A 21,681-nucleotide genomic window follows, 5' to 3' on the forward strand; every position below is an offset into this window, starting at 1 on the left:
GGGGACGCTTACCGCGTTGACGTGCTAGTTCTCACTTTCTTCCTGGGCTTTTCGCCAGCGAATCCCCGCATCCAAGAAAGTGTCAATATCCCCATCGAGCACCGAATCTACCTGCGAAGATTCCTCTAAAGTACGTAAATCTTTCACCATCTTGTAAGGATGTAGCACATAGGAGCGCATTTGATCCCCCCAAGAGGCTTTTACCTCCCCGGCGAGTTCCTTTTTCTTCGCCTGTTCTTCCTCGTGCCGCAGCTGCAATAGTCGGGACTGCAGAACCCGCAGCGCCGCCGCCCGGTTCTGGATTTGGGATTTTTCGTTTTGCATACTCACCACGATGCCGGTGGGAATATGGGTCATCCGCACCGCCGAGTCGGTGGTATTTACTGATTGCCCGCCCGGGCCCGAAGAGCGGAACACATCTATCCGCAAATCAGCTTCCGGAATCTCAATATGGTCATCGGATTCGATCAAAGGGATAACTTCGACCGCCGCAAAAGAGGTTTGCCGTCGCGACTGGTTATCGAAAGGACTTTGCCGCACCAGACGGTGGGTTCCTGCCTCTACCGATAACGTGCCATAGGCATAGGGCGCATCTACCTGGAAAGTTGCCGATTTTATGCCCGCTTCTTCCGCGTAGGAAGTGTCCATCACCTGGGTGGGATAGCCGTGGCGTTCCGCCCAACGCAGATACATACGCAGTAACATTTCCGCAAAATCTGCGGCATCGACTCCCCCCACTCCGGAGCGGATAGTAACCACTGCCCGGCGCTCGTCATATTCCCCAGAAAGTAAAGTGCGCACTTCCAGGTCGGCTAGTTCTTTATTTAACTTTTCTAGCAGAGCGCGCAGCTCACTTAGCACTTCTTCTCGATCGCTTCCCAGTTCTTCTGCCGCCATCGCCTTGAGAGTTATCGCATCCTCGACACTTTGATCTAGCCGTTCAACCTGGTCAAGCCGGGATTTTAGGTGTGAAAGCCGGGAAGTTACTTGCTGAGCATGCTCGGGATCATCCCAAAGATTAGGGTCAACGCTGGCTTTTTCCAGCTCTGCTATCTGGGCGCCTAGCTTTTCGGGATCGGTGACCGCCCGGATCTTCCCTAGGGTAGTTTGCGCCTTAGCGAGTTGCTCTTCGTAATCGTATGCCACGCTTCTAGGTTACCCGAGGAAACTCTGCGGTGAATAAGTGCTTAACTTAAAGCCCCGATAGCCAGCTCTAACACCGCCGCCACCGTTTGCAGGCGAATCTGATTGCGATCGCCCGATAAAGATAGTTCCGTGGTTGCTCCCCCGGCAGGAGTAGTAACCGAAATAAACACGGTACCGGCGCTATGACCGTCCTGGCTGCCAGGGCCAGCCACTCCCGTAGTGGCGAGGGCGACGTCCGCGGAAAATAATTTCGCGACTCCTTGCGCCATCTGTTCAGCCACCACCGGATCTACCGCGCCAGTATCCTGTAAACGAGAACGCGAAACCCCTAAGACTTCGCTCTTAGTGCGAGTTTGGTAGGTGGTGACTCCCCCGGCTACTACCTTGGAGGCACCCGCAATATCGCAGAGGGTAGCGCATACCAGCCCGGCGGTTAAAGATTCCGCACAGGCAATCGTGTAGTTTTTTTCGCGCAATATTTCTTGCAGCCGGCGCGCCAGCGCATCTAGTTCTTGATTCATAGTTCCATCATGGCACGAGCGCCCTCGCCCCTATTCGGTTTCAAAATCCATATTGGTAAGTGCCTGCCGGGTAGCCTCGCGGCACTGGCTGGGCGAATATCCTTTACGCGCCAAAAAAGAACCGATTCTCCGCATTGCCTGGGGGTAGGAAACATTATGGAGGGAGCGCGCCTTCTTTTCCGCTAGCATTTGGGCACTTTCTGCCTCTTGCTCCGGGGTGATCTGCGCGAGTGCCTCTTGTTGCAGGTCAGAGGCAATCCCTTTCCGATTTAATTCTTGAAGTAAGGCTCTGCCCACTAATCCCCGTTCCTGAAAGCGAGTCCGCACCAGCATCGCCGCATATTCCCGGTCATCTAGCAGCCCCACTTCACCAAAGCGATTGACGATTTCTTCGGCAATCTCCGGTAAAAAGCCGGCTTTGGTGAGTTTTTGACGAATCTGGAAACTGGAGGCAGCAGTGCGATCTAGCACCCGCAAGGCGGCTTCTCGCGCCGCCGCTAAGGCTTCCTCGGCAGGAAGCTCCGCATTTTTTTGCCGCCTCGCCGCCAGATCTGGACTTTTTTTCCGACGGCGAGGGGCCCCAAAATCACTTTCGGGATCGAGATATTTAACCATCTTGCCTGGTTGACTGTCCCCTACTTCGCGTTCTCGTCAGCCGCTTCCTCAGCGGTCCCAGCATCTTCTTCTGCGATAATCCCCACCGCTTTTAGAATTTTCTCTTCGATTTCATTGGCAAGTTCCGGATTATCTTTCAGATATTGCCGCACGTTTTCTTTGCCTTGTCCCAGTTGGTCGCCTTCATAGGTGTACCAGGCACCTGACTTGCGGATAATTCCCAAATCGGTGGCCAAATCGATTATGGAGGCTTCGCGAGAAATCCCCTCGCCATACATCAGGTCAAATTCGGCGGTCTTAAAAGGCGGCGCCATCTTGTTTTTTACCACTTTTGCCCGGGTGCGCGAACCAATCGGTCCCGAAGAGTCTTTCAAGGTTTCGATGCGGCGCACATCGATCCGGACTGAGGCATAGAACTTGAGGGCTTTACCGCCGGTGGTGGTTTCGGGAGACCCGAAGAAAACCCCGATCTTTTCCCGCAGCTGGTTAATGAAAATCGCGGTGGTGCCGGTGGCGGACAGCGCGCCGGTAATTTTCCGCAGGGCCTGGCTCATTAACCGAGCCTGCAAGCCTACATGGGAATCACCCATTTCTCCGTCGATTTCCGCTTTGGGAACCAGAGCGGCTACCGAGTCGATAACTAAAATATCGATGCCCCCGGAACGCACCAGCATATCGGCGATTTCTAGCGCCTGCTCCCCGGTATCTGGCTGGGCAACTAGCAGCTCGTCGGTGTTTACCCCGAGCTTCTTGGCGTATTCGGGGTCGAGGGCGTGCTCGGCGTCGATAAATGCCGCATTCCCGCCAGCTTTTTGCGCCGCCGCTACCGCGTGCAGAGCCACCGTGGTTTTACCCGAGGATTCCGGGCCGTAAATCTCTACGATGCGCCCGCGCGGCAAGCCGCCTACCCCTAGGGCAATGTCTAGAGCTACTGAACCAGTAGAGATGACCTCTACCTGACGATGGGTGTTTTCCCCAAGGCGCATCACTGAGCCTTTTCCGAACTGCTTATCAATTGCCGCCAGCGCCATGTCTAGCGCCTGCTCGCGATTTCCGCCTGCATTTACCTGCCGTTTTGCGGTCTTTTTTGCCATGGTTTCGATCCTCTCTGGTTCTCTCCGAACGATTAATAGGCTGGCCTGGTTTTCCTGACTTGGGATTCCCCTCTCCGAGGAGCCAAGCCAACGCTACGTACGGCCAAATACGTTTTACAGTTTGGCGATAATCCCCTGAGGAAATATCACTGACTGCGCGTCTGGGTACAACTCTACCTAGCGAACAGATGTTCGACAAATGAAACACCGGGGAATAATAAAAACGGCGATGAAGGCAGCAGCAAAGCGCTGACCCTTACCAATAATCCGGGGCAGTCCTTAACCTACCTATCGGCGCTAGAGGCGCCAGTATCCCCTCTGAGCAGCCCTTTTCGCATTAGTTCATTTAAAGTTCTTCGGTCAGCGCGGTGAATAAAACGCAAGTCGGGGTCACTATCGGTTTGCACCAGTAATAAATCCCAAACCTGCTGCGGGTCTTTTCCCTGCGCTAAAGCTTCTGCCGGAGTAGCATGCAGATCCGGTAAATAAAGATCAGAAAGTAGTGACGCCCCGAAAGCCTGCCCAAAGACAGCTTTCAGGGCGTTGTCGAATTCAGAGCGTTTCACCAGGCTAGACTACCGAATGAACCGGTACTTCCGGTACCTGGCGGCGCACCGATAATCCTTCGGCCACGGCCACTCGCAAAGATACTTCCCGCAGCACCATCGCCATCGGTACCTCGAGGGCTTTACAAATAGCAGCCAAGAGTTCCGAGGAGGCCTCTTTTTGTCCCCGCTCAACCTCGGACAGATATCCCAAAGATACCTGGGCGCTGGTAGAAACTTCCCGCAGAGTACGCCCCTGGGAACGGCGCACCATCCGCAGTACTTGCCCGATCTCTTCGCGTAGCAACATAGTCTTATTTCCTGCGTCTTTTTCTCGCATATCCATAGCATATCCCCCTATCTGCTGCCCGCGCCTAGATTGATTATCTTGAGCAGCCCGAGCCGGTATCCTTTGATACTCTTTTGCCTTCACACTCGTTCCAACACCACGTCCGCAAGCTTCATTCCGCTTACCGATAAATAGTGCCAGTGTTCACACCCCCGTGACCTACCTGGCTTTCAATCATTTGTTATTTTTCCGCCGCATCTGCGAACGCGTCATTGCAAACCGGGATTCCTGTCCAGCCACTTCTGGCTCTGGGCTTTCACCCGCCGGTTCTGGGGTGGGGTCGGGCGTGGGGCTAGCGCTGGCCGCCGACAGATCCGGAATACTTACCCGCGAACGGCGATCCCAGGTATCGGCACTATCTTCTTTCTTGTTATCTAGGTCGGTATCACTAGAGTCTGCTTTTGGGGCTTGCTGCGCCCGGCGCTCCCGGCGCGAAGGGAAGGGGGCATGGTGTCCGCCCTCGTTTTCCTTCTCCGTAACCATCACGTCCTCATCGGAAGTTTTAACGGGAGTATCGGGCTTAGAGGCTACCGGGGAATCCTCGTTAGAATCTTGCGAGCCGGTTTCTTCCGGTTCCGGGACCGGACTATCTGCCGGGCGGGAGTCTTCGATTTCCTGATCCTTGTTTTTAGCCCGCCGGGAGGCACGCTGGGAGCGCGGTTCCCAGGTTTTTTTCAAAGCTACAGCATCTTCAGCGGGTTCCTGACCGCTTCCAGCTTCTAGGCTAGAGGACGAGGCACCGGAAGTTTTTTCCTCTCGGTCTTCTCGGTCTTCAGCGGCGCCATCTTCCTCAGCCTTACCGAGCTGTTTCGTATCCGTTTCGGCTCTAGTTACCGAATCCTTTTCTGCCGCCTGATCAGCGCTATCAGTGGCATTATCCGAATTTTTGTGATTGTCATGGGCGTCCAGGAAGTAAACCATCCCCGAAAGCACAGTGGCCACGAAGGCGGCGATCAAAACCGCAATTGCCAAATACATAATGATGATGCCCAGCTGAACGTTAAACGGGTAGCAAATCCCCGCTAACATCCATAAGAACACCATCAAAATCTGCAAACTGGTCTTGATTTTCCCGCCCTTAGAGGCCGGCAGAACCACGCCCGAACGCAGCAGATACATCCGCAGTAGTGTAACCGCAACCTCGCGTAAAATAACGACTGCAGTAAACCACCACCACAGGTTCTGGAACAGGGAAAGCAAAACAAAAGCCGAAATCATCAGAGCTTTATCGGCGATGGGGTCAACTAGTTTCCCAAAATCACTCACCACTTCCCAGCGGCGAGCCAGTTTACCGTCTAAATGGTCGGTATAGGAAGCTATACAGAATACCACCAACGAAACAATCAGCAGGGATACCGAACCGCGCAAATGCTGCATAACCATCAAAGCGATAAAGACTGGCACCAAGACAATGCGCACAATCGTAAGCGCGTTCGGAATCAGTCTCCACCATTTGTCCGATGAAGCTACGGGTTTCTCTTTGCTTTCCATCAACTACTACCCTAATAGATTTTTTCGCTCTAAAGACGCATTATAGGTGCTTATCGCCCGGTAAGCTCCCAGGCGTCCTCCCCGCTTTCGGCTTCCACTTCCTCTAGCGGAGGATCTTCCGCGCTCGCCTGCTCCCCTTCCGAGGGCGAATCTGCAGGTGAAACCGTCGGCTCTTCTCCTCTCAGCATCGCTAACACCTCGGGCAGCTGCTCGGGATTAACTAAAACTTCCCGGGCTTTGGAGCCCCGCGATGGCCCCACAATCTCTCGAGACTCCAGCAAATCCATTAGCCGGCCCGCCCGGGCGAACCCTACCCGCAGTTTGCGTTGCAGCATCGAGGTTGAGCCTAACTGGGTGTTGATTACCAGTTGCGCGGCCTCTAGTAAGTCGTCTAAATCGTCACCAATATCTTCAGCAACTTTTGGTTTGTCCTCTTCTTTGGCGATTACATCCTCGCGATATTCCGGGCTCATCTGCGATTTCACCGCGTCGACTACCTGTTGAATCTCGTCCTCGCCTACCCAGGCGCCTTGAATGCGCATCGGTTTTGCGGCTCCGGCCGGCAGATACAGGGAGTCACCTTGTCCGATTAAGGCTTCCGCTCCTCCCTGGTCCAAAATTGTGCGCGAATCTGTGATCGAAGAAGTAGCGAAGGCTAGCCGCGAAGGAATATTCGCTTTAATAATGCCGGTAACTACGTCCACGGAAGGCCGCTGGGTGGCGACCACCAGGTGGATTCCAGCGGCACGCCCTAACTGGGTAATCCGCTGGATAGAGGCCTCCACGTCCCGGGGAGCGACCATCATCATATCCGCTAGCTCGTCCACCACGATTAACAGATAGGGGTAGGGGCTGACTTCCCGCTCAGAGCCCGGCGGGGGCACGACCTCTCCTTCCCGCACCGCCTGATTGAAAGAATCGATATGTTTATGCCCAAAGTTGGCCATATCGTTATAGCGGTGATCCATTTCTTTGACTGCCCATTCTAGGGCTTCGGCCGCTTTCTTAGGGTCGGTAATAATCGGGGTAATCAGATGGGGAATCCCCTGGTAAATAGTCAGTTCCACCCGCTTGGGGTCAACTAGAATCAGTCGCACTTGTTCCGGGGTGGCCCGCATCAGCAGGGAGGTAATCATGGCATTTACAAAGGAAGATTTACCCGAACCAGTAGCCCCCGCCACTAGCAGGTGCGGGGTCTTTGCCAGGTTAGTGACCACGTAACCGCCCTCGACGTCTTTACCTACCCCTACCATCAGCGGATGGGTGGAGCGGTGCGCAGCCGCCGAACGCAATACGTCACCTAGGGCCACAATCTCGCGATCCGTATTGGGGATTTCAATCCCAATCGCGCTCTTTCCGGGAATCGGGGATAAAATCCGCACATCCGCGCTGGCCACCGCATAGGCGATATTGTTCTTGAGGTTAGTAATTTTCTCTACTTTTACCCCTGGTCCCAGTTCCAGCTCGTAGCGGGTAACCGTAGGTCCGCGAGAGAATCCGGTGACTTCCACGTCTACCCCGAACTCGGTGAATACTTCCTCCAGAGCGGATACTACCCGGTCATTAGCTTGAGAGCGTACTTTGTGGGGCTTGCCCTTAACCAGTAATTCCTCCCCCGGAAGTTCATAGGTTTGCCCATCAGCAAGCTCCATACCGGTTTGGCCGGCACCCGGCAACAGCAGTTCCGTTTTCTCGCCATCGCCGCCGGTTTTTGATGCTGCTACTGCTTCACCGCCACTAAGCACCTTGGTTTCTTCGGCATCTGCAGGCAGTTTTAGGCGAGAAGTGTGCAGCTTGGTTTCCGGTTTCAATTTCGCGGCTACCGGCTCGGCCGGATCTAAAACTTCGGTGGCACTGCCGCTTTCTTCCGCCTGCTCGCTGTCCTGTGCGGCTGCCGTCCGCTCCCAACGCTTCAGACGCCGGGTGCGCGGAGCCTCCTGCCCATTTTCTTCCGGTAAGCCAGGATCGCTTTCGCGCTCTGTCTCTGCTGCTTCCTGCGACTTTGCGGCGCGGGATTTAATCCGTTCAATGAGGGAACGCGCGACCCCTAGTATTTGAGAAATAGAAGTGTCGGTGGCGATTAGCAGTGAGTACAAGCCCAATAGCACCAGTAAAATCACCGCACCCGGCGCCGAGACCAGGATTTGCAGCGGATGTCCAAAGAACCACCCTAAGATCCCCCCGGATTCTTCAATCGCCGTAAGGTCGGTGATACCCGGACTAGCGCAAGCCACATGGGTGACTCCGGTGATTGCTGCCGCTATCCCGATAGCTCCCAACAGCATATTGAGCTGGGATTCTTCGGGGTCACGGTGGCGGAAAAGGCTAATCGCCGCTCCCACCAAGATTACTGGCGCGATAATGCTGTAGATACCGATCAACCCCGCTGCTAGGTGATGCAGAGCCCGGGTTGCTAGCGCATCCATGGCGAACCATTCAGTTAACGCCGACACGGTGGCTAAGGCAATAAGTAAGAAAGCTATCCCATCGCGCATCCGGGAACTATCTGTCAGGGGATGGGAGGGACCTTGTTTCTTGCTAGAATTCTTCGCAACCATAACACTGGCACTTTACCTTTCTGGACCACTCTCCCGCTGATTGCCACGCCGCAAGCAGGCAATTTAGCTGTTCAAGGCAATTTTGGTTTTTAGTAATGGGCAGTTAACGGTAGGCAGGAACCTCGCCAATACGCTCATCTATTTCTGATTGCCCAGGAGAGGTATCGTTCCCGTGTTTTTCTGCCGCCAAAGCCCCCGCCACATTGGCTCGCTGCAAAGCCGCAAGTGGATCTCGTCCCTTAACCAGTTCTGCCAGCAACACCCCGGTGTGGGCCGATCCCACCCCCAAGGTATCGGCCACCTTGACGCTTAGGGAGGGAACCATGGTTTCCCGTTGGGTATCGATTAATTTTGCCCCGTAGGCGCCGATACGCTCTACCACCCAAGCTGATTCGGGGAGTCGTTCCGCAACCCAACCACAAGTCACGTGCCCAACTGATCCCGGCAAGAACTGGGATTCATATTCGTTGCAAGTAAGCACATCAACATAGGGCAGAACTTCACGAACATATCGGGGCTCGATTTGCGAAATTTGCGGAGTCGCCGCCATCACTACTTTTACCTGCTCCGGCAAGGAAGGAAGCCACTGGGAGAGCGCTGCTCGATAGGAGGTGTGGGCCAGATCCCCAGCGGAAATATAAACCACATCCCCGGGGTGCATCGAAACTTTGTCTAGCTCCCGACCCGAAATATCTACTTCCACTCCGGTGGTGAGTACCGACGCGTAGTAGCCTCCGGCCTCAATCATCTGAATTTTCATCCCGATATCGCCCACCACTTCTACGGTGTTGGTATTGATATTTGCATCTCGCAATGCTTTCCTCGCCTGGGTGGAATTCGGACCGGTCCCTAGGCACGACATGTTTAATACCGGCACCCCTTGTCGAGCGGCAGCTAGCATTACTTCGGCAGCCTCCCCCACTCCCGGACGCTTCGCGCTCCCGAGGACGGTGGTACCCCGTTCGGGCAGGCGCGACATTTTCAACGGCAGGGTCAGCACCACCGCCGCTACCGAAACCAACTTGTTTTGTTTTTTAGTCATTTCTTCTCGCCTAAATCTTGTCTCTTGCCACCTAGATTTGGTCCCTAGTTGCGGGGCCTAACGAACGGGAAAGCCAGCACCTGCCGGATATCGCATCCCATCAGCATCATCGCCATCCGATCCATTCCCAGTCCCAGTCCGCCCAGGGGCGTCATCCCCAGTTCCAAACAGTTTAAGAAATCTTCGTCCAGGCTCATAGCTTCTGGATCGCCCGCCGCTGCCGCCAGCGACTGCTGAGTGAAACGTTCGCGCTGGTCGCGGGGATCAGTTAGTTCGCTGTAAGCGGTTCCTAGTTCCATCCCAAAAGCCACCAGGTCCCAACGCTCCGCTAGGCGAGGATCGGTGCGGTGCCGGCGGGTGAGCGGAGAAGACTCCACCGGAAAATCGCAGTAGAAGGTGGGTTTTACTGTGCGTGCCTCTACCAACTCGTCATAGAGAGTACCTAGCAAGGTGCCGCTATTGGCGCCCGGCGGCGGGGTGAGGTGGTGCTCGGCGCACAGGCTCCGCAGAACATCTTCCCCGGTGTCGGGAGTAACGGTGGTTCCTACCGCTTGTGATACTGCCTCGAAAACCGAGATCACCCGCCACTGGCCGGAGATATCTACTTCCTCGAATTCTGCGTCGCTGCTACCGGTGCCAGCATCTTCCAGGTTTACCGGACGCAAAGCGATTTCTTTACCGTGTATCGCCCGGGCCGCCGCCTGGTAAAGCTGACGGGTAAGGGTCATCATTTCTTGGTAATCAGAGCCCGCTTTATAGACTTCCAGCGAGGTGAACTCGGGGTTGTGAGTCCCATCGGCGCCCTCGTTCCTAAAAGAACGCCCCATTTCGAAAATCGCTCCCATACCGGCTATCGCCAGCCGTTTTAGATACAGCTCTGGAGCGATCCGCAAAAACATATTTACTTGGTAGGCGTTGGAGTGGGTAACGAAGGGGCGGGCATTGGCGCCGCCTTGTACCGCCTGCAACATGGGGGTTTCCACCTCTAAGTAGCCGCGGTTAATCAACTCCTGTCGAACGGCACTTAATGCCCGCGAACGTGCCTGCAGGCGGCGCATGGCCGCGGCATCATTGAGCAGGGTCATAGTCCGTTCCCGGGTACGGGTGGAACTGTCCAGACGCGCAGCCGGATGCGGGATCGGGCGCAGAGCTTTGGCTGCCAACGTCCAGTTTTCTGCTAGCAAAGAGGGCGTGCCGGTGCGGGAGGCTCCGCAACTGCCGCTGACTACTACCAGGTCCCCCAAATCTAACAGGCGTAAGTGGGCGAACTGCTCGGGGCTCAGGTTTCTTCTTTCCAGTACCACCTGCAGGAAGGTGCCTTGGAAGAACAAATCCCAAAACACCACGCCTCCGTGATTTCGCCTCGCCACAATCCGGCCGAGGGTGCGCAGCGCTTTCCCGTTGTCACCCATATCTACTTGGGTTTTCGCTTCAGATAAGGGAATCCCTAAATCGAAGCCTGCCGGGAACGGCTCTATTCCAGCTGCACTTAACTTTTCGGCTTTCGCGCGCCGAGATCGCTGCTGCTGACTCAGCTTCACCTGCAGCTTGGCAGCGGTGTATCCGCTGCGCAGCGATTCCAGCTCTGCAAGATACTGGTCATCTACTTCCCAATCGAAGGGTTCCCCGCTTAAAGCAGCGGCCGGGGCCGGTACAAATCCCTCTAACATTCCCGCTGCGATCAGCGATAACGGCATTAGAGGGTCGGAAGAGAAACAAAAGTAACGGGGCAACCATTTCGGGTTATAGCGAGCGTTGGATTCGTAAAGCGACTCCAGTTGCCAAAAACGGGAGGCTTTAACAAAGAGGGCGCGCTTAACCCGATCATTAAAAGTAGCGTCGACGGCCTCGCCCTCGACAAAGATTTCTCTAAACATCGCAAAGTTCAAGGAGAAACGTTCGATCCCCTCATCCGGGCCTTGCTGCAGCAAGGTGAGCACCATGGCTTCTACTACCCCGTTAACCGCCGATTCTGCCCGGCGCATCAGGTTGAGAGAAACAGCGCGCTGCCCCCAGGGAACGAAAGTAAGCAGACATTGCAGTTGCCCATCCCGGCCCCGCGCGGTTACGATCAGCTGCTCGCCCTCTTGCGGAGCAAACATCCTATCTAGACTCATAGAGAAGCCACGTTCATTCCCACGCCTAAATAGCTCCGCCACCATCGCCACTTCCCGCAGCTGCGCCGGAGAAAGCTCATTTTGCCTGCAGATTTCAATCTCTACCCCGGCGCGGGCCACCCGCCTTTGCGCCGCGGCTAGGGCGCGCCCGGCACTGGAGTTACGCTCAAAACGTTCGGGGCTAATAATGGCTTCGTCCCCCATTTTGCGCACCCTAAGTCCCTGGTGGCGATAGATACGCGCCCCCTGGGTGCTGGCAGAAATTACCGCCGGAATCCATCCTTGCCGATAGCAATATCCTTTCCACCTCTGCACCGCGTCTTCCCAGGAAGAAGGATCTCCTATGGGGTCTCCGGCAGCTAGGGCCACTCCAAGAGCTACCCCGTAAGAAACCACCGCTTGCCCGTCAGTACTGAAAACTACCGCGCGATTATCACGGGTGGCATAGTAGCTTAAAGAATCGGCTTTCCCCCATTTGATTAAGAGGGCACGCAACGCGAGATCTTCACTGCGGGTGCGAGCCTTCGCCCGTTGCCCGAGAATAAATCGATTGGCAGCGATCATCATCACCAGGCCAGAAAGCACCATGATAAAGAATCCGAGACCGCGAAAAGCTGGTTGATGGGAAAACATGAAATGGATGGCCAGACCCCGGTGCAGTCGCAAACCAGACATGCGACCGAAGACCCACAGTGCTAGCGGACTACTAGCCCAACTGCGGGGCGCGATAACCCGAGCCATCGCGAATCCCATCCCGAATACCAGCAGCTGTCCGCTTAACAGAATAAAAATAGCTTTCCAGGCGGATTTAGCATTGATTTTCCCCCAGAAACTACGCGCAGATGCGAATAAGATAGCCAGAATCAGCGAGGCTATCAGTATCCGCGACCCTAGGACTATCTGGTCTGTCGGGCCAACTTCCGGGTCGGAGAAAGAAAATATTAGCGCGACCAGACACAGCAAAGCGTGCAGAGAATGCAACGCGATGAGGACGATAACTCCGATCCGCTTGCGGGAAAAACAGAGCAAAGCCAAGAAAGCCAATAACACCGCGGTGCCCAAGGTGGCGGTAGATGGCACCCCGAGAGCGGTTAGTACCAGGAAAGAAAATCGCCCGAAACCATGACCTGCGGTATAACGCAAAGGGATCATTACTAGGCAGAACAGGGCCGCAATAGTATAGACCCAGCCTCCCCAGGCGGGAACTCGCTGACGCCAGGAAGTATTAAGCTTTTCTTTACTCGCCACTGCCATCTAGATCTCCACTACTACCGGCACAATCATGGGGCGACGCCGCAGTCGGCGTGCCACCCAACGCCCGAGCGCCCGCCGCATGGCCTGTTGCAAACGGTAAGGATCGCTATCGCCCTGATTTAACGCTCTTTGCAACGCTTCGGTCACATCCGGTAGTACTTCCCTGAACACCCCCTCATCCTCGGCCATTCCGCGAGCAGTGATATGGGGGCCGGCAGCAATTATCTTGGTGGGCACGTCTACGGCCGCAAATACGGAAACGAAGCCTTCCTCTCCCAAAGTCATCCGGTCTTTTAGCTGATCTTCATCGATCTCCCCGATAGATCCGCCGTCTACATAGACGTATTCACAATCAACTTGCCCTACGACCTGGGCTTTTCCATCTTTGAGGTCGACTACTACCCCGTCCTCAGCCAATGCTACGTTTTCTTCTGGTACCCCGGTGGCCTGAGCGATTCGCCCGTTGGCAATCAAATGCCGGATTTCTCCGTGAATCGGCATCACGTTCTTGGGCTGCACAATGTTGTAGGTGTAGAGCAGTTCCCCTTCGGCGGCATGCCCAGAAACGTGAACTGCGCGGTTACCTTTATGTACTACATTTGCCCCTTGGCGCATTAGCGCGTTAATCACCCGGTAAACCGAGTTTTCATTGCCGGGAATCAGGGAAGAAGCCAGCAGCACCGTGTCTTCTGGTTCCAGGGTTACAAACCGGTGCTCACCTTGAGCGATCCGGGACAGCGCCGCCATAGGTTCACCTTGGGAACCGGTGACCATCCACACTCGTTTTTTCGGGGGCAAATGCTTTAGTTCGTCGGCGCGCACCACTACTTCCGGGTCTAAGTCCAGGTATCCGGCCTGCGCCGCAATACCCATATTGCGTTCCATTGACCGCCCCGATAGGCACACTTTGCGCCCTGTTGCCCGGGCCGCATCCAAAACCTGTTGCACCCGATGCACGTGGGAGGCAAAGGAGGCCACGATTACTTGCCCGCTGGATTCAGACAGTACCTGACGGATTACGGGACCGATTTTTCGTTCCGGGGCAATAAACCCCGGGACTTCCGCATTGGTAGAGTCCACTAAGAACAGATCCACGCCCTCTTCCCCCATACGCGCAAAACCACGCAGGTCGGTGATCCTTCTGTCTAGGGGCAGCTGATCCATTTTGTAATCCCCCGTGACCAGCAGGTTTCCAGATTTGGTGCGGATCATTACCGCTAGCGCATCGGGAATAGAGTGGGTAACCGCTAAAAATTCGCAGTCAAAATTATCGAGTTGTACGCCTTCGCCTTCGCGAACTTGATGCAGATGCGCCGCCGAGAGGCGATGTTCCTCTAGTTTGGGACGCAGGAAATCTAAGGTGAGTTGGGAGCCGTAGATGGGGATATCCTCGCGCAGGCGCAGCAGATAAGGCACCGCCCCAATATGGTCTTCATGACCGTGGGTGAGCACTAATCCCACTACCCGATCCATGCGGGTACGCAGATAGGAAAAATCGGGGAGGATTAGGTCCACGCCGGGTTGGATTTCCTCCGGGAAAAGCACTCCGCAATCAACTATCAAGATTTTGTCATTCAGTTCGATTACGGTCATGTTTCGCCCAACTTCCCCCAGGCCTCCCAGGGGAACCACGCGGATGGTGCCGGCTTTAAGTTTTGGCGGTAAAGAAAGTTCAGGATAAAGCGGTTTCACGTTTCCAATTGTCCCGAGTTTGCCCGCCTATAGCAAACCTCCGCGCGCATTAGCATCCTAATAAGCCCTTATAAGCCCGTACGGGCAGGTGGCAAGGGCAAACCCCATGCTGGGGTCGGCTACTACTGCTACGCCGGCTAACCGGCATGCCAGTCTTGGATAGGCGAAAAAATGCTCGCGGGCACAGGGCCGGTAAAGACTTAAAGCAACTCGAATTTCTCGAGGTCGGCGCGCAACTGCGCAATTTCCTCTTCGCTGGCCGGAGCAAGCGGCAGGCGCAGGGTATCGGAAGGAATAACTTTTTGCAGGGCGAGAGCGTGCTTGGCCATTACTGCCCCTTGTCCCCCTCCCATTAACGCCTTCACCACGGGTTCTACCTCCAGGGAAAGCTGCAAGGCCCCCTGGTAATCACCGTTTTCTACCAGTTGCACCATTTTACGGTAGCTGGGGGCGGCTACGTGGCCAACCACGCTAATTACCCCCACTGCGCCATGGGTGAGCCAGGCATAGTTGAGGGCGTCATCGCCGGAGTAAAAAGCCAGCCCGGTTTCACTTATGCGCCGGGCACCCACTTCCACTTTGCCGGTGGCGTCTTTTACCGCCACAATATTGTCGATTTCAGCTAAGCGCTTTAGCAGATCATCACTGATAGCTACCCCGGTACGGCCGGGAATATCGTAGAGCATAACCGGCAGCTCTACCTGGGAGGCAACTTTTGCAAAATGCTGATAGAGCCCCTCTTGGGAAGGACGCGAATAGTAGGGGCTGACCAGCAGGATCCCGTTTGCCCCCGCCTCCTGGGCGCTGCGCGCCATCCGCACCGAATGTTCAGTGTCATTGGATCCCGCCCCGGCAGTAATATAGAGCTCTTCTCCTACTGCCTGGCGGACTACCTTAATCAGCTGTTCTTTCTCATCCAGGTGGGTGGTCGGCGATTCCCCGGTGGTACCGGACAGCACCAGGTGATCAATCCCCTGTTCTACCAGGTGTTTTGCTAGATTAGCCGCGGTATCGTAGTCAACGGATCCATCCGGGTGAAAGGGGGTCACCATCGCTACCCCGACCGGTGCTGGAAGCCGATAAGTACACTCTGTGTTGCTCATGCCCCTACTCTACCCGTCCCATCAGGGGATTTTTCTGGCGTCCAAAATTTGGGCGTCAGCTGTTTACAGGTCAGTAAACCACAGATGCTGCACCATAGACTGGTGTCCTACCTGCAAGCCTTGACGCAGCCCCGCGGGGACAAACCCAGATTCGGAAAAGAAACGGATTTTTTCTTGGGCCTGGGCCGCTAGCCAAATCTGCACCCGGGTGGCCCCCGACATTCGCAACATATCTGCCACCGCATTTACTAGGCGGGAGGCGTCGGCTAGCTGTTTTTCCCAATCGGCGACCTCTAAGACCACGATTTCGGCATCTGCGCTTTTTTCGGCAAGTGGGGACTGCTTAGGTTGCACCAACATTTTGGGGGCGGGGGCAATCGCCGCCATGCCCACTACCTGTCCTTCTGATACTGCCGATAGCAGGTGATGTTTTGGGGAGGGCGGATTGAAAAGGGCTTGTTCCCAGGCACGGGTAATCTGCTGCGGATCGATCAGCGCTAAGGTTTGCGGGCCGACCTGCCCCAAATGGGATTGCAGATCTGCGCGCATGGCTTGTGCTTGTATCTGACCCCAGGTGGGCAGATCTTCGCTTTTCGCTAAGCGCACCGCATCTTTAGCGGCAGGTGCTGCCTTCACTCTAAATCCCTAAATCCATGAGCTTATCTAGCCCGACTGTCAGCGGATCGGCAGCGCCGACTTTGCGGACAGCCAGTAGCACGCCCGGCATAAAGGAGGAACGATCAAAACAATCGGTACGCAGCCGCAAATGTTCCCCAAGGTTAGAAAGCAACACTTCCTGGTGGGCGTTGGCGCCCAACATCCGCAGAGAATGGATCCCCACGTCGCCGACTTTCATACCGCGCGCGCCCTCGGGATCGGTAGTGGTGGCATCGGGGGCCGCAGGAATCCCCGCTTTTTGCCGCGCCGCCGCCATTTCTTGCGCGGTTGCCAGCGCCGTCCCACTGGGGGCATCCAGTTTCTTCGGATGATGGGTTTCCACGATTTCGGCGGAGGTAAAGAAAGGTGCCGCTAGACGCGAAAATGCCATCACTAGCACCGCGGAAAGCGCAAAGTTGGGGGCAATCACGACGTTGCGTCCGGTTTGGCTAGCCACTTCCCGAATTTTTTCCTGGGCGTCCTGGTCCCATCCAGAGGTACCGACCACCGCGTGCGCCCCGGCGCGCAAAATCGCCGCAGTATTAGTAAAGCTGGCGCTAGGAATGGTGAACTCTACCGCGACTTCAGCTCCCGCTAAAGTCTGGGAGGTGATCTCATCCTTACTACCTAAACAGGCAACTAGCTGCAGGTCTGCAGCTTCTTCAATGGCCTGGCAGCTGGCTTTCCCCATACGTCCCTGGGCGCCCACTACGGCCACTTTCAGTTTTGCGGTCATTTTATTTCACGCCCTCGGGTTTATTAGCGTTAATAATTTGGGCTTTGTCCGGGCATAGGGTTTGCCCGGCTACCTGGAGGTTGTTGTACCATTCTTGCCGCAGTTCGGCAGAATCAACCTTGGTATAAATATCGGACAAAGTCTGTTTATTGGCCTGAGAATCCGGCTGTTTGGTATCTAGCAGCCCACATAGGGATTGTGCCGGCCCGAGCACCAACTCGGCGGTGCGTTGGTCATAATGGTTCTTTTCCATTATCTCTTGCACGAAAGAGTTTTGGGCTTCCGACAGGTGGGCTTTGGGAGTAAATGCCACCGTCGGGGTTTGCGAAGCTGTGGGGGTAGTAGGCGTCGCCGGCGAAGGCGAGACCGAACTACTCACTTTAGGATTTTTGGTAGTGCTATCGGGAGCGGACGGCTGCGCAGCGGGGCTGCAGGCGCTCAGCAGCGCCCCGGCAGCAATTATCGGGAAAAGTTTCTTTAGTTTCACCCGTTCAGCTTATGCCATCGCTGGGCGTACCACGACTTTTACCCGGGGTGAGCCTAGGAATCGCTGGGCCAACTCGCTAATTTGCGCTCCGGTTATTTTCTTTAGCGCTGCATTTAGTTGCTCGATAGTGCGCAGACGACCGCCGGTTACTTCCGCGCGGCCCAACCTGGCCATCCGGGCACGGTTATCATCCATTCCCAGCAGTACTCCCCCGCTTAGCTGCCCTAATGCCGCAGTTAGTTCGTCCTCTTGAACCCCGTACTCGGCGAGTTTTTCTAGTTCTGCCACCAGCAGCTGCTCGACTTTCTCCAAGTTATCGGGGGCACACCCGGCGTAGAGGCCGAAGGCTCCACTATCGCTATAAGCGGAGTCAAAGGCATAGGTAGAGTAAGCTAGTCCCCGTTTTTCTCGGATTTCTTGGAAAAGCCGAGAGGACATTCCCCCGGAAAGCACGGTGAGCAACAAACTAAGAGTGTCGCGTTGAGGGTCGTTAGCGGGCAGAGACCGGGTCCCTAAAAATATTTGCCCCTGTTCCACCGTTTTTTCTACCGCGGCGCTTGCGTCCACCGCCGGATCCGGCAGGGGACGCTCGGGAACTTCCGGATCGGTGCCACCGGGCAGATCCCAACCGTTTTTCTCGGCGGCAGCTAAAATCAGTTGCGCTAGGCGGTCATGATTAATGTCGCCTGCCGCGGCTACTGTCAAGTGTCGGGGCTGATACCAGCGCTGATGATGGGCTTTTACCGCCTCTAAAGGAGTGGCGGCTACAGTTTGCGCAGTGCCGCCTACCGGCAATCCCAGCGGGGAGGTAGAGAATAGTTCGCCCAAAAACTTGTCGTAACCTACATCTTGGGGATCGTCTTGAGACATAGCTAGTTCATCTAAGATTACTGCCCGCTCTAGTTCGAAATCTGCGGACGCCAAAGTGGGGCGCGCCAGCATTTCGGTGAGAACTTCCACCGCCATTGGTAAATCCCGGGACAGTACCCGGCAGTAATAGTGAGTGGATTCTTTGGCGGTAGCCGCGTTTAGTTCTCCCCCAACCGCATCGAAGGCCAAGGAAATTTCGCGGGCATCCCGGGTTGCGGACCCTTTAAATAGTAGGTGTTCGAGGTAGTGGGTAGATCCCAGATGCTCTGGTCCTTCATCACGCGAACCTGCCGGAATCCAAAATCCCAGCACTACCGAGGGGGAGGCGGGCACCTGTTGGGTAATCAGACGGATACCGCCGGGCAGTATCGACCGCTCTATCAGGGTTTCGCCCTCGTTAATACTGAGGCGCGGCGCCTGGGCTGAAAGCGGCAGTTCGTAATAGTTTTTTTCCGGCATTTTCTCTGCTTTAGTATTGATAGTTAACACTGCGGTTTCCCTAGTTTTTCTTTCTACCTGTCCGTTTGCCGGTCGCGGGGTTTAGCGGTTGGGGGTTTCCTAATGCCTGGCAGCAACCGAATTGCAGCGCCGCGAGGATAGTGAATATTCCCAAGGCAAGGGTCAGTAGTCCAGTTTCGGCGCTGTCGGACAGCCCCGCATAGATAAGGAAACCGGCAGTAACTGCCAGGGACACTAGGGTGGCGCGGGCCCAAAAACGGCGGGGATCTAGCTTAAAGATCAAACGCAAACCAGCAAAAACTAATTGAAATCCGCCGGCAATAGCCCCGAAAATCAGAGCCAGAAACCCGGTCAACATGGTTAAAAGTCCCGAGTCAGAGGAGGCAGATACCGATAGTAATATCAGGGCGAAAAATAGGCAGAGGAAGAGGACACTACCTGCCACTACCAGGTCAAAGAATCTCCGCACCAGGATTTCCTTTCTGAAAATTAAAGCAGGCGAGGGCGAGATACTCTCGCCCTCGCCAACTGTTCTTAGCGATTATTCGTCGTCACCGTCTGCTTGCTCATCGCGACGGTCGTCGCGACGATTGTTGCGGTGACGGCGGGTACGATTCCGCGAGCGCCGCGGGCGATCTCCATCCTCGGAGCGGCGAGATTCCTGCTTAGCCTCATTTTCGGCTAGCTCGGCTTCTTGCTCTTCGCTGAGGACTGCGCCTAGCGAAAGTTTGCCCCGTTCGTCGATCTCTTCGATCTCTACCTGCACCTGGTCGCCAACGTTTAGTACGTCCTCAACCTGGTTGATGCGCTTGCCCCCTACCAGGCGGCGGATCTGCGAAATGTGCAGCAGTCCGTCCTTTCCGGGGGTCAGAGAAACGAAGGCTCCGAAGGAAGTAGTCTTAACTACGGTTCCTACGAAACGCTCCCCTACCTCGGGCATTTGCGGGTTAGCAATCGCATTAACGGCTGCCCGCGCGGCCTCGGCAGATTCGGCGTCAGCGGAGGAAATATAGACGGTGCCGTCGTCTTCAATCACCACTTCGGCTCCGGTGTCCTCTTGGATCTGGTTGATCATCTTGCCCTTGGGCCCGATAACCTCGCCAATCTTATCTACCGGCACCTGTACGGTGATGATGCGCGGAGCGTAGGGGCTCATTTCGTCCGGTTCCGGAATCGCCTGTTCGATCAGGTTCAAGATCTCCAGGCGAGCTTCCTTCGCCTGGGCTAGCGCGCCTTTCAGCACGTCAGAGGGGATACCATCTAGTTTGGTGTCCAGCTGTAGGGCGGTAATGAAGTCCCGAGTCCCGGTAACCTTGAAGTCCATATCTCCGAAGCCGTCCTCGGCTCCCAAAATATCGGTCAGGGTCATGTACTTGGTGGTGCCGTCCTCGTTCGGTTCGCTCATTAGCCCCATCGCGATCCCGGCGACCGGCGCTTTAAGCGGTACGCCCGCGTTCAGCAGGGAAATGGTAGAAGCACAGGCTGAACCCATCGAAGAAGAACCGTTCGAGCCCATCACTTCGGAAACCTGGCGGATAGCGTAGGGGAAGTCTTCCCGGGAAGGAAGTACCGGTTCTAGCGCCATTTCTGCGAGGTGACCATGCCCGATTTCACGCCGCTTGGGGCTGCCTACGCGCCCGGTTTCGCCGGTGCAGTAGGGCGGGAAGTTGTACTGGTGCATATAGCGTTTGCGAGTCTCCGGCCCCAGGTTGTCTAGCTGCTGCTCCATGCGCAGCATATTCAGGGTGGTTACCCCCAGCACCTGGGTTTCTCCGCGACGGAAAATCGCGGATCCATGCAGGCGGGGCAGCACTCCGGCGCGCGCATATAGCGAGCGAATCTGGTTCGGCTGGCGTCCGTCCATCCGTACCCCCTCGTTCAGGGTACGGGTGCGGATTAGCTCTTTTTCGAGGGCGCGGAAAGCCGCTTTCAGCTCTTTCTCGCCTTCGGGGAAACGCTCTTCCAGATCGGCGAGCATTTGGTCTTTGATTTCATCAACCCGGTCTTGCCGCTCGAGTTTTTCCGCGATCTGTACGGCCTGGTCGAGTTGTTCGCGGCAGTTTTCGGCTACGGCATCCCAGTGTTCGTCCTCGAAGTCTTTAAACAGCGGGAACTCTAGGGTTTCCTTCTGGCACTTGGCCGCTACCTGCGCTTGCGCGCGGCACAGTTCTTTGATGAAGGGCTTGGCGGCCTCTAGGCCGGCAGCTACTACATCTTCGGTAGGCGCGGTCTGTCCCTGCTGGATAAGATCCCAGGTACCTTCGCCGCCACCGGCCTCAACCATCATAATGGCGACGTCTTCGCCGCCGTCCGCGGTCTGAATAACCCGTCCGGCCACCACCATGTTGAAGGTGGCGCGTTCCATTTCGCTGTACCGCGGGAAAGCTACCCACTGTCCATCGATTAGGGAGATGCGGGTGCCGCCGATCGGCCCGGAGAAGGGCAGACCGGAAATCTGGGTGGACATGCTGGCGGCGTTAATGGCCAGCACATCATAGGCGTCGTCCGGGTGTACGGTCAGGATAGTTTCCACTACCTGTACTTCGTTGCGCAGCCCTTTTACGAACGAGGGGCGCAGCGGACGGTCGATTTGGCGAGCAGCCAAAATCGCTTCAGTGCCGGGACGGCCTTCGCGCCGGAAGAAGTTTCCGGGGATACGTCCGGCCGCGTATTGACGTTCTTCCACATCAACGGTCAGTGGGAAGAAATCAAACTGGTCGCGCGGATTTTTCCCTACCGTGGTGGCAGATAAAACCGTGGTTTGATCATCCAGGTAAGCCAGCGCACTGCCGGCAGCCTGTTGGGCGAGTAGGCCAGTTTCGAAGCGCACCGTGCGCTGTCCGAAACGACCGTTATCGATGATTGCCTCGGAGGCAATCACTTCTGGATCGTCCATCATTTTCTTTTATTTACTCCTTGATATTCCATCTTCTAGGGCCTATGCC

The 21,681-nt window shown here is 55.8% G+C and carries 18 protein-coding genes; all 18 read right to left on the reverse strand.

Features of this window, described 5'->3' with window-relative positions; genetic code table 11:
* Positions 1-24: 24 nt before the first annotated feature.
* Positions 25-1,146, reverse strand: a complete 1,122-nt coding sequence (gene prfB / locus AC1EKS_RS05470; RefSeq protein WP_481009092.1) for a peptide chain release factor 2 — start codon at positions 1,144-1,146, stop codon at positions 25-27.
* A 41-nt stretch (positions 1,147-1,187) separates the two neighbouring features.
* The gene (locus AC1EKS_RS05475) at positions 1,188-1,667 is read right to left on the reverse strand and encodes a CinA family protein (protein ID WP_481009093.1); all 480 of its coding nucleotides are present in this window, start codon (positions 1,665-1,667) and stop codon (positions 1,188-1,190) included.
* 30 nt (positions 1,668-1,697) lie between these two features.
* Positions 1,698-2,282 carry a regulatory protein RecX gene (locus AC1EKS_RS05480; RefSeq protein WP_481009094.1) on the reverse strand — a complete coding sequence of 195 codons (585 nt, stop codon included), beginning with the start codon at positions 2,280-2,282 and terminating at the stop codon, positions 1,698-1,700.
* Between the two features lie 20 nt (positions 2,283-2,302).
* Positions 2,303-3,376 (reverse strand): recombinase RecA, encoded by a 1,074-nt coding sequence (gene recA, locus AC1EKS_RS05485; RefSeq protein ID WP_481009095.1) that lies wholly within the window; start codon positions 3,374-3,376, stop codon positions 2,303-2,305.
* Positions 3,377-3,660: 284 nt separating this feature from the next.
* The gene (locus tag AC1EKS_RS05490; protein ID WP_481009096.1) at positions 3,661-3,942 is read right to left on the reverse strand and encodes a DUF3046 domain-containing protein; all 282 of its coding nucleotides are present in this window, start codon (positions 3,940-3,942) and stop codon (positions 3,661-3,663) included.
* 4 nt (positions 3,943-3,946) lie between these two features.
* Positions 3,947-4,267 (reverse strand): helix-turn-helix domain-containing protein, encoded by a 321-nt coding sequence (locus tag AC1EKS_RS05495; RefSeq protein ID WP_481009127.1) that lies wholly within the window; start codon positions 4,265-4,267, stop codon positions 3,947-3,949.
* Positions 4,268-4,444: 177 nt separating this feature from the next.
* Positions 4,445-5,761: a CDP-diacylglycerol--glycerol-3-phosphate 3-phosphatidyltransferase gene (gene pgsA, locus AC1EKS_RS05500; protein WP_481009097.1), complete on the reverse strand. Its 1,317-nt coding sequence runs from the start codon at positions 5,759-5,761 to the stop codon at positions 4,445-4,447.
* A 50-nt stretch (positions 5,762-5,811) separates the two neighbouring features.
* Entirely contained in the window at positions 5,812-8,319 is a 2,508-nt protein-coding gene (locus AC1EKS_RS05505) for an FtsK/SpoIIIE family DNA translocase (protein ID WP_481009098.1), read from the reverse strand.
* Between the two features lie 103 nt (positions 8,320-8,422).
* Positions 8,423-9,361, reverse strand: coding sequence for a PfkB family carbohydrate kinase (locus AC1EKS_RS05510; protein ID WP_481009099.1), 939 nt, complete (start codon positions 9,359-9,361; stop codon positions 8,423-8,425).
* A gap of 44 nt (positions 9,362-9,405) precedes the next feature.
* A complete protein-coding gene (lysX, locus tag AC1EKS_RS05515; protein WP_481009100.1) occupies positions 9,406-12,732 on the reverse strand; it encodes a bifunctional lysylphosphatidylglycerol synthetase/lysine--tRNA ligase LysX in 3,327 nt (1,108 codons plus the stop codon).
* Positions 12,733-14,424, reverse strand: a complete 1,692-nt coding sequence (locus AC1EKS_RS05520; RefSeq protein WP_481009101.1) for a ribonuclease J — start codon at positions 14,422-14,424, stop codon at positions 12,733-12,735.
* A 200-nt stretch (positions 14,425-14,624) separates the two neighbouring features.
* Positions 14,625-15,527 (reverse strand): 4-hydroxy-tetrahydrodipicolinate synthase, encoded by a 903-nt coding sequence (gene dapA, locus AC1EKS_RS05525; RefSeq protein WP_481009102.1) that lies wholly within the window; start codon positions 15,525-15,527, stop codon positions 14,625-14,627.
* 63 nt (positions 15,528-15,590) lie between these two features.
* On the reverse strand, positions 15,591-16,163 hold the full coding sequence (locus AC1EKS_RS05530) for a GNAT family N-acetyltransferase (protein ID WP_481009103.1): 573 nt from the start codon (positions 16,161-16,163) through the stop codon (positions 15,591-15,593).
* A gap of 1 nt (position 16,164) precedes the next feature.
* The gene (dapB, locus tag AC1EKS_RS05535; protein ID WP_481009104.1) at positions 16,165-16,920 is read right to left on the reverse strand and encodes a 4-hydroxy-tetrahydrodipicolinate reductase; all 756 of its coding nucleotides are present in this window, start codon (positions 16,918-16,920) and stop codon (positions 16,165-16,167) included.
* A gap of 1 nt (position 16,921) precedes the next feature.
* Complete coding sequence (locus AC1EKS_RS05540; protein WP_481009105.1) at positions 16,922-17,407, reverse strand: hypothetical protein; 486 nt, start codon at positions 17,405-17,407, stop codon at positions 16,922-16,924.
* A 9-nt stretch (positions 17,408-17,416) separates the two neighbouring features.
* Positions 17,417-18,766, reverse strand: a complete 1,350-nt coding sequence (locus AC1EKS_RS05545; RefSeq protein ID WP_481009106.1) for a M16 family metallopeptidase — start codon at positions 18,764-18,766, stop codon at positions 17,417-17,419.
* A 10-nt stretch (positions 18,767-18,776) separates the two neighbouring features.
* Positions 18,777-19,205, reverse strand: a complete 429-nt coding sequence (locus tag AC1EKS_RS05550; RefSeq protein WP_481009107.1) for a hypothetical protein — start codon at positions 19,203-19,205, stop codon at positions 18,777-18,779.
* Positions 19,206-19,277: 72 nt separating this feature from the next.
* Positions 19,278-21,635: a polyribonucleotide nucleotidyltransferase gene (locus AC1EKS_RS05555; protein WP_481009108.1), complete on the reverse strand. Its 2,358-nt coding sequence runs from the start codon at positions 21,633-21,635 to the stop codon at positions 19,278-19,280.
* Positions 21,636-21,681 lie beyond the last annotated feature (46 nt).

It is taken from the genome of Varibaculum sp. C0165D1, assembly GCF_056590355.1.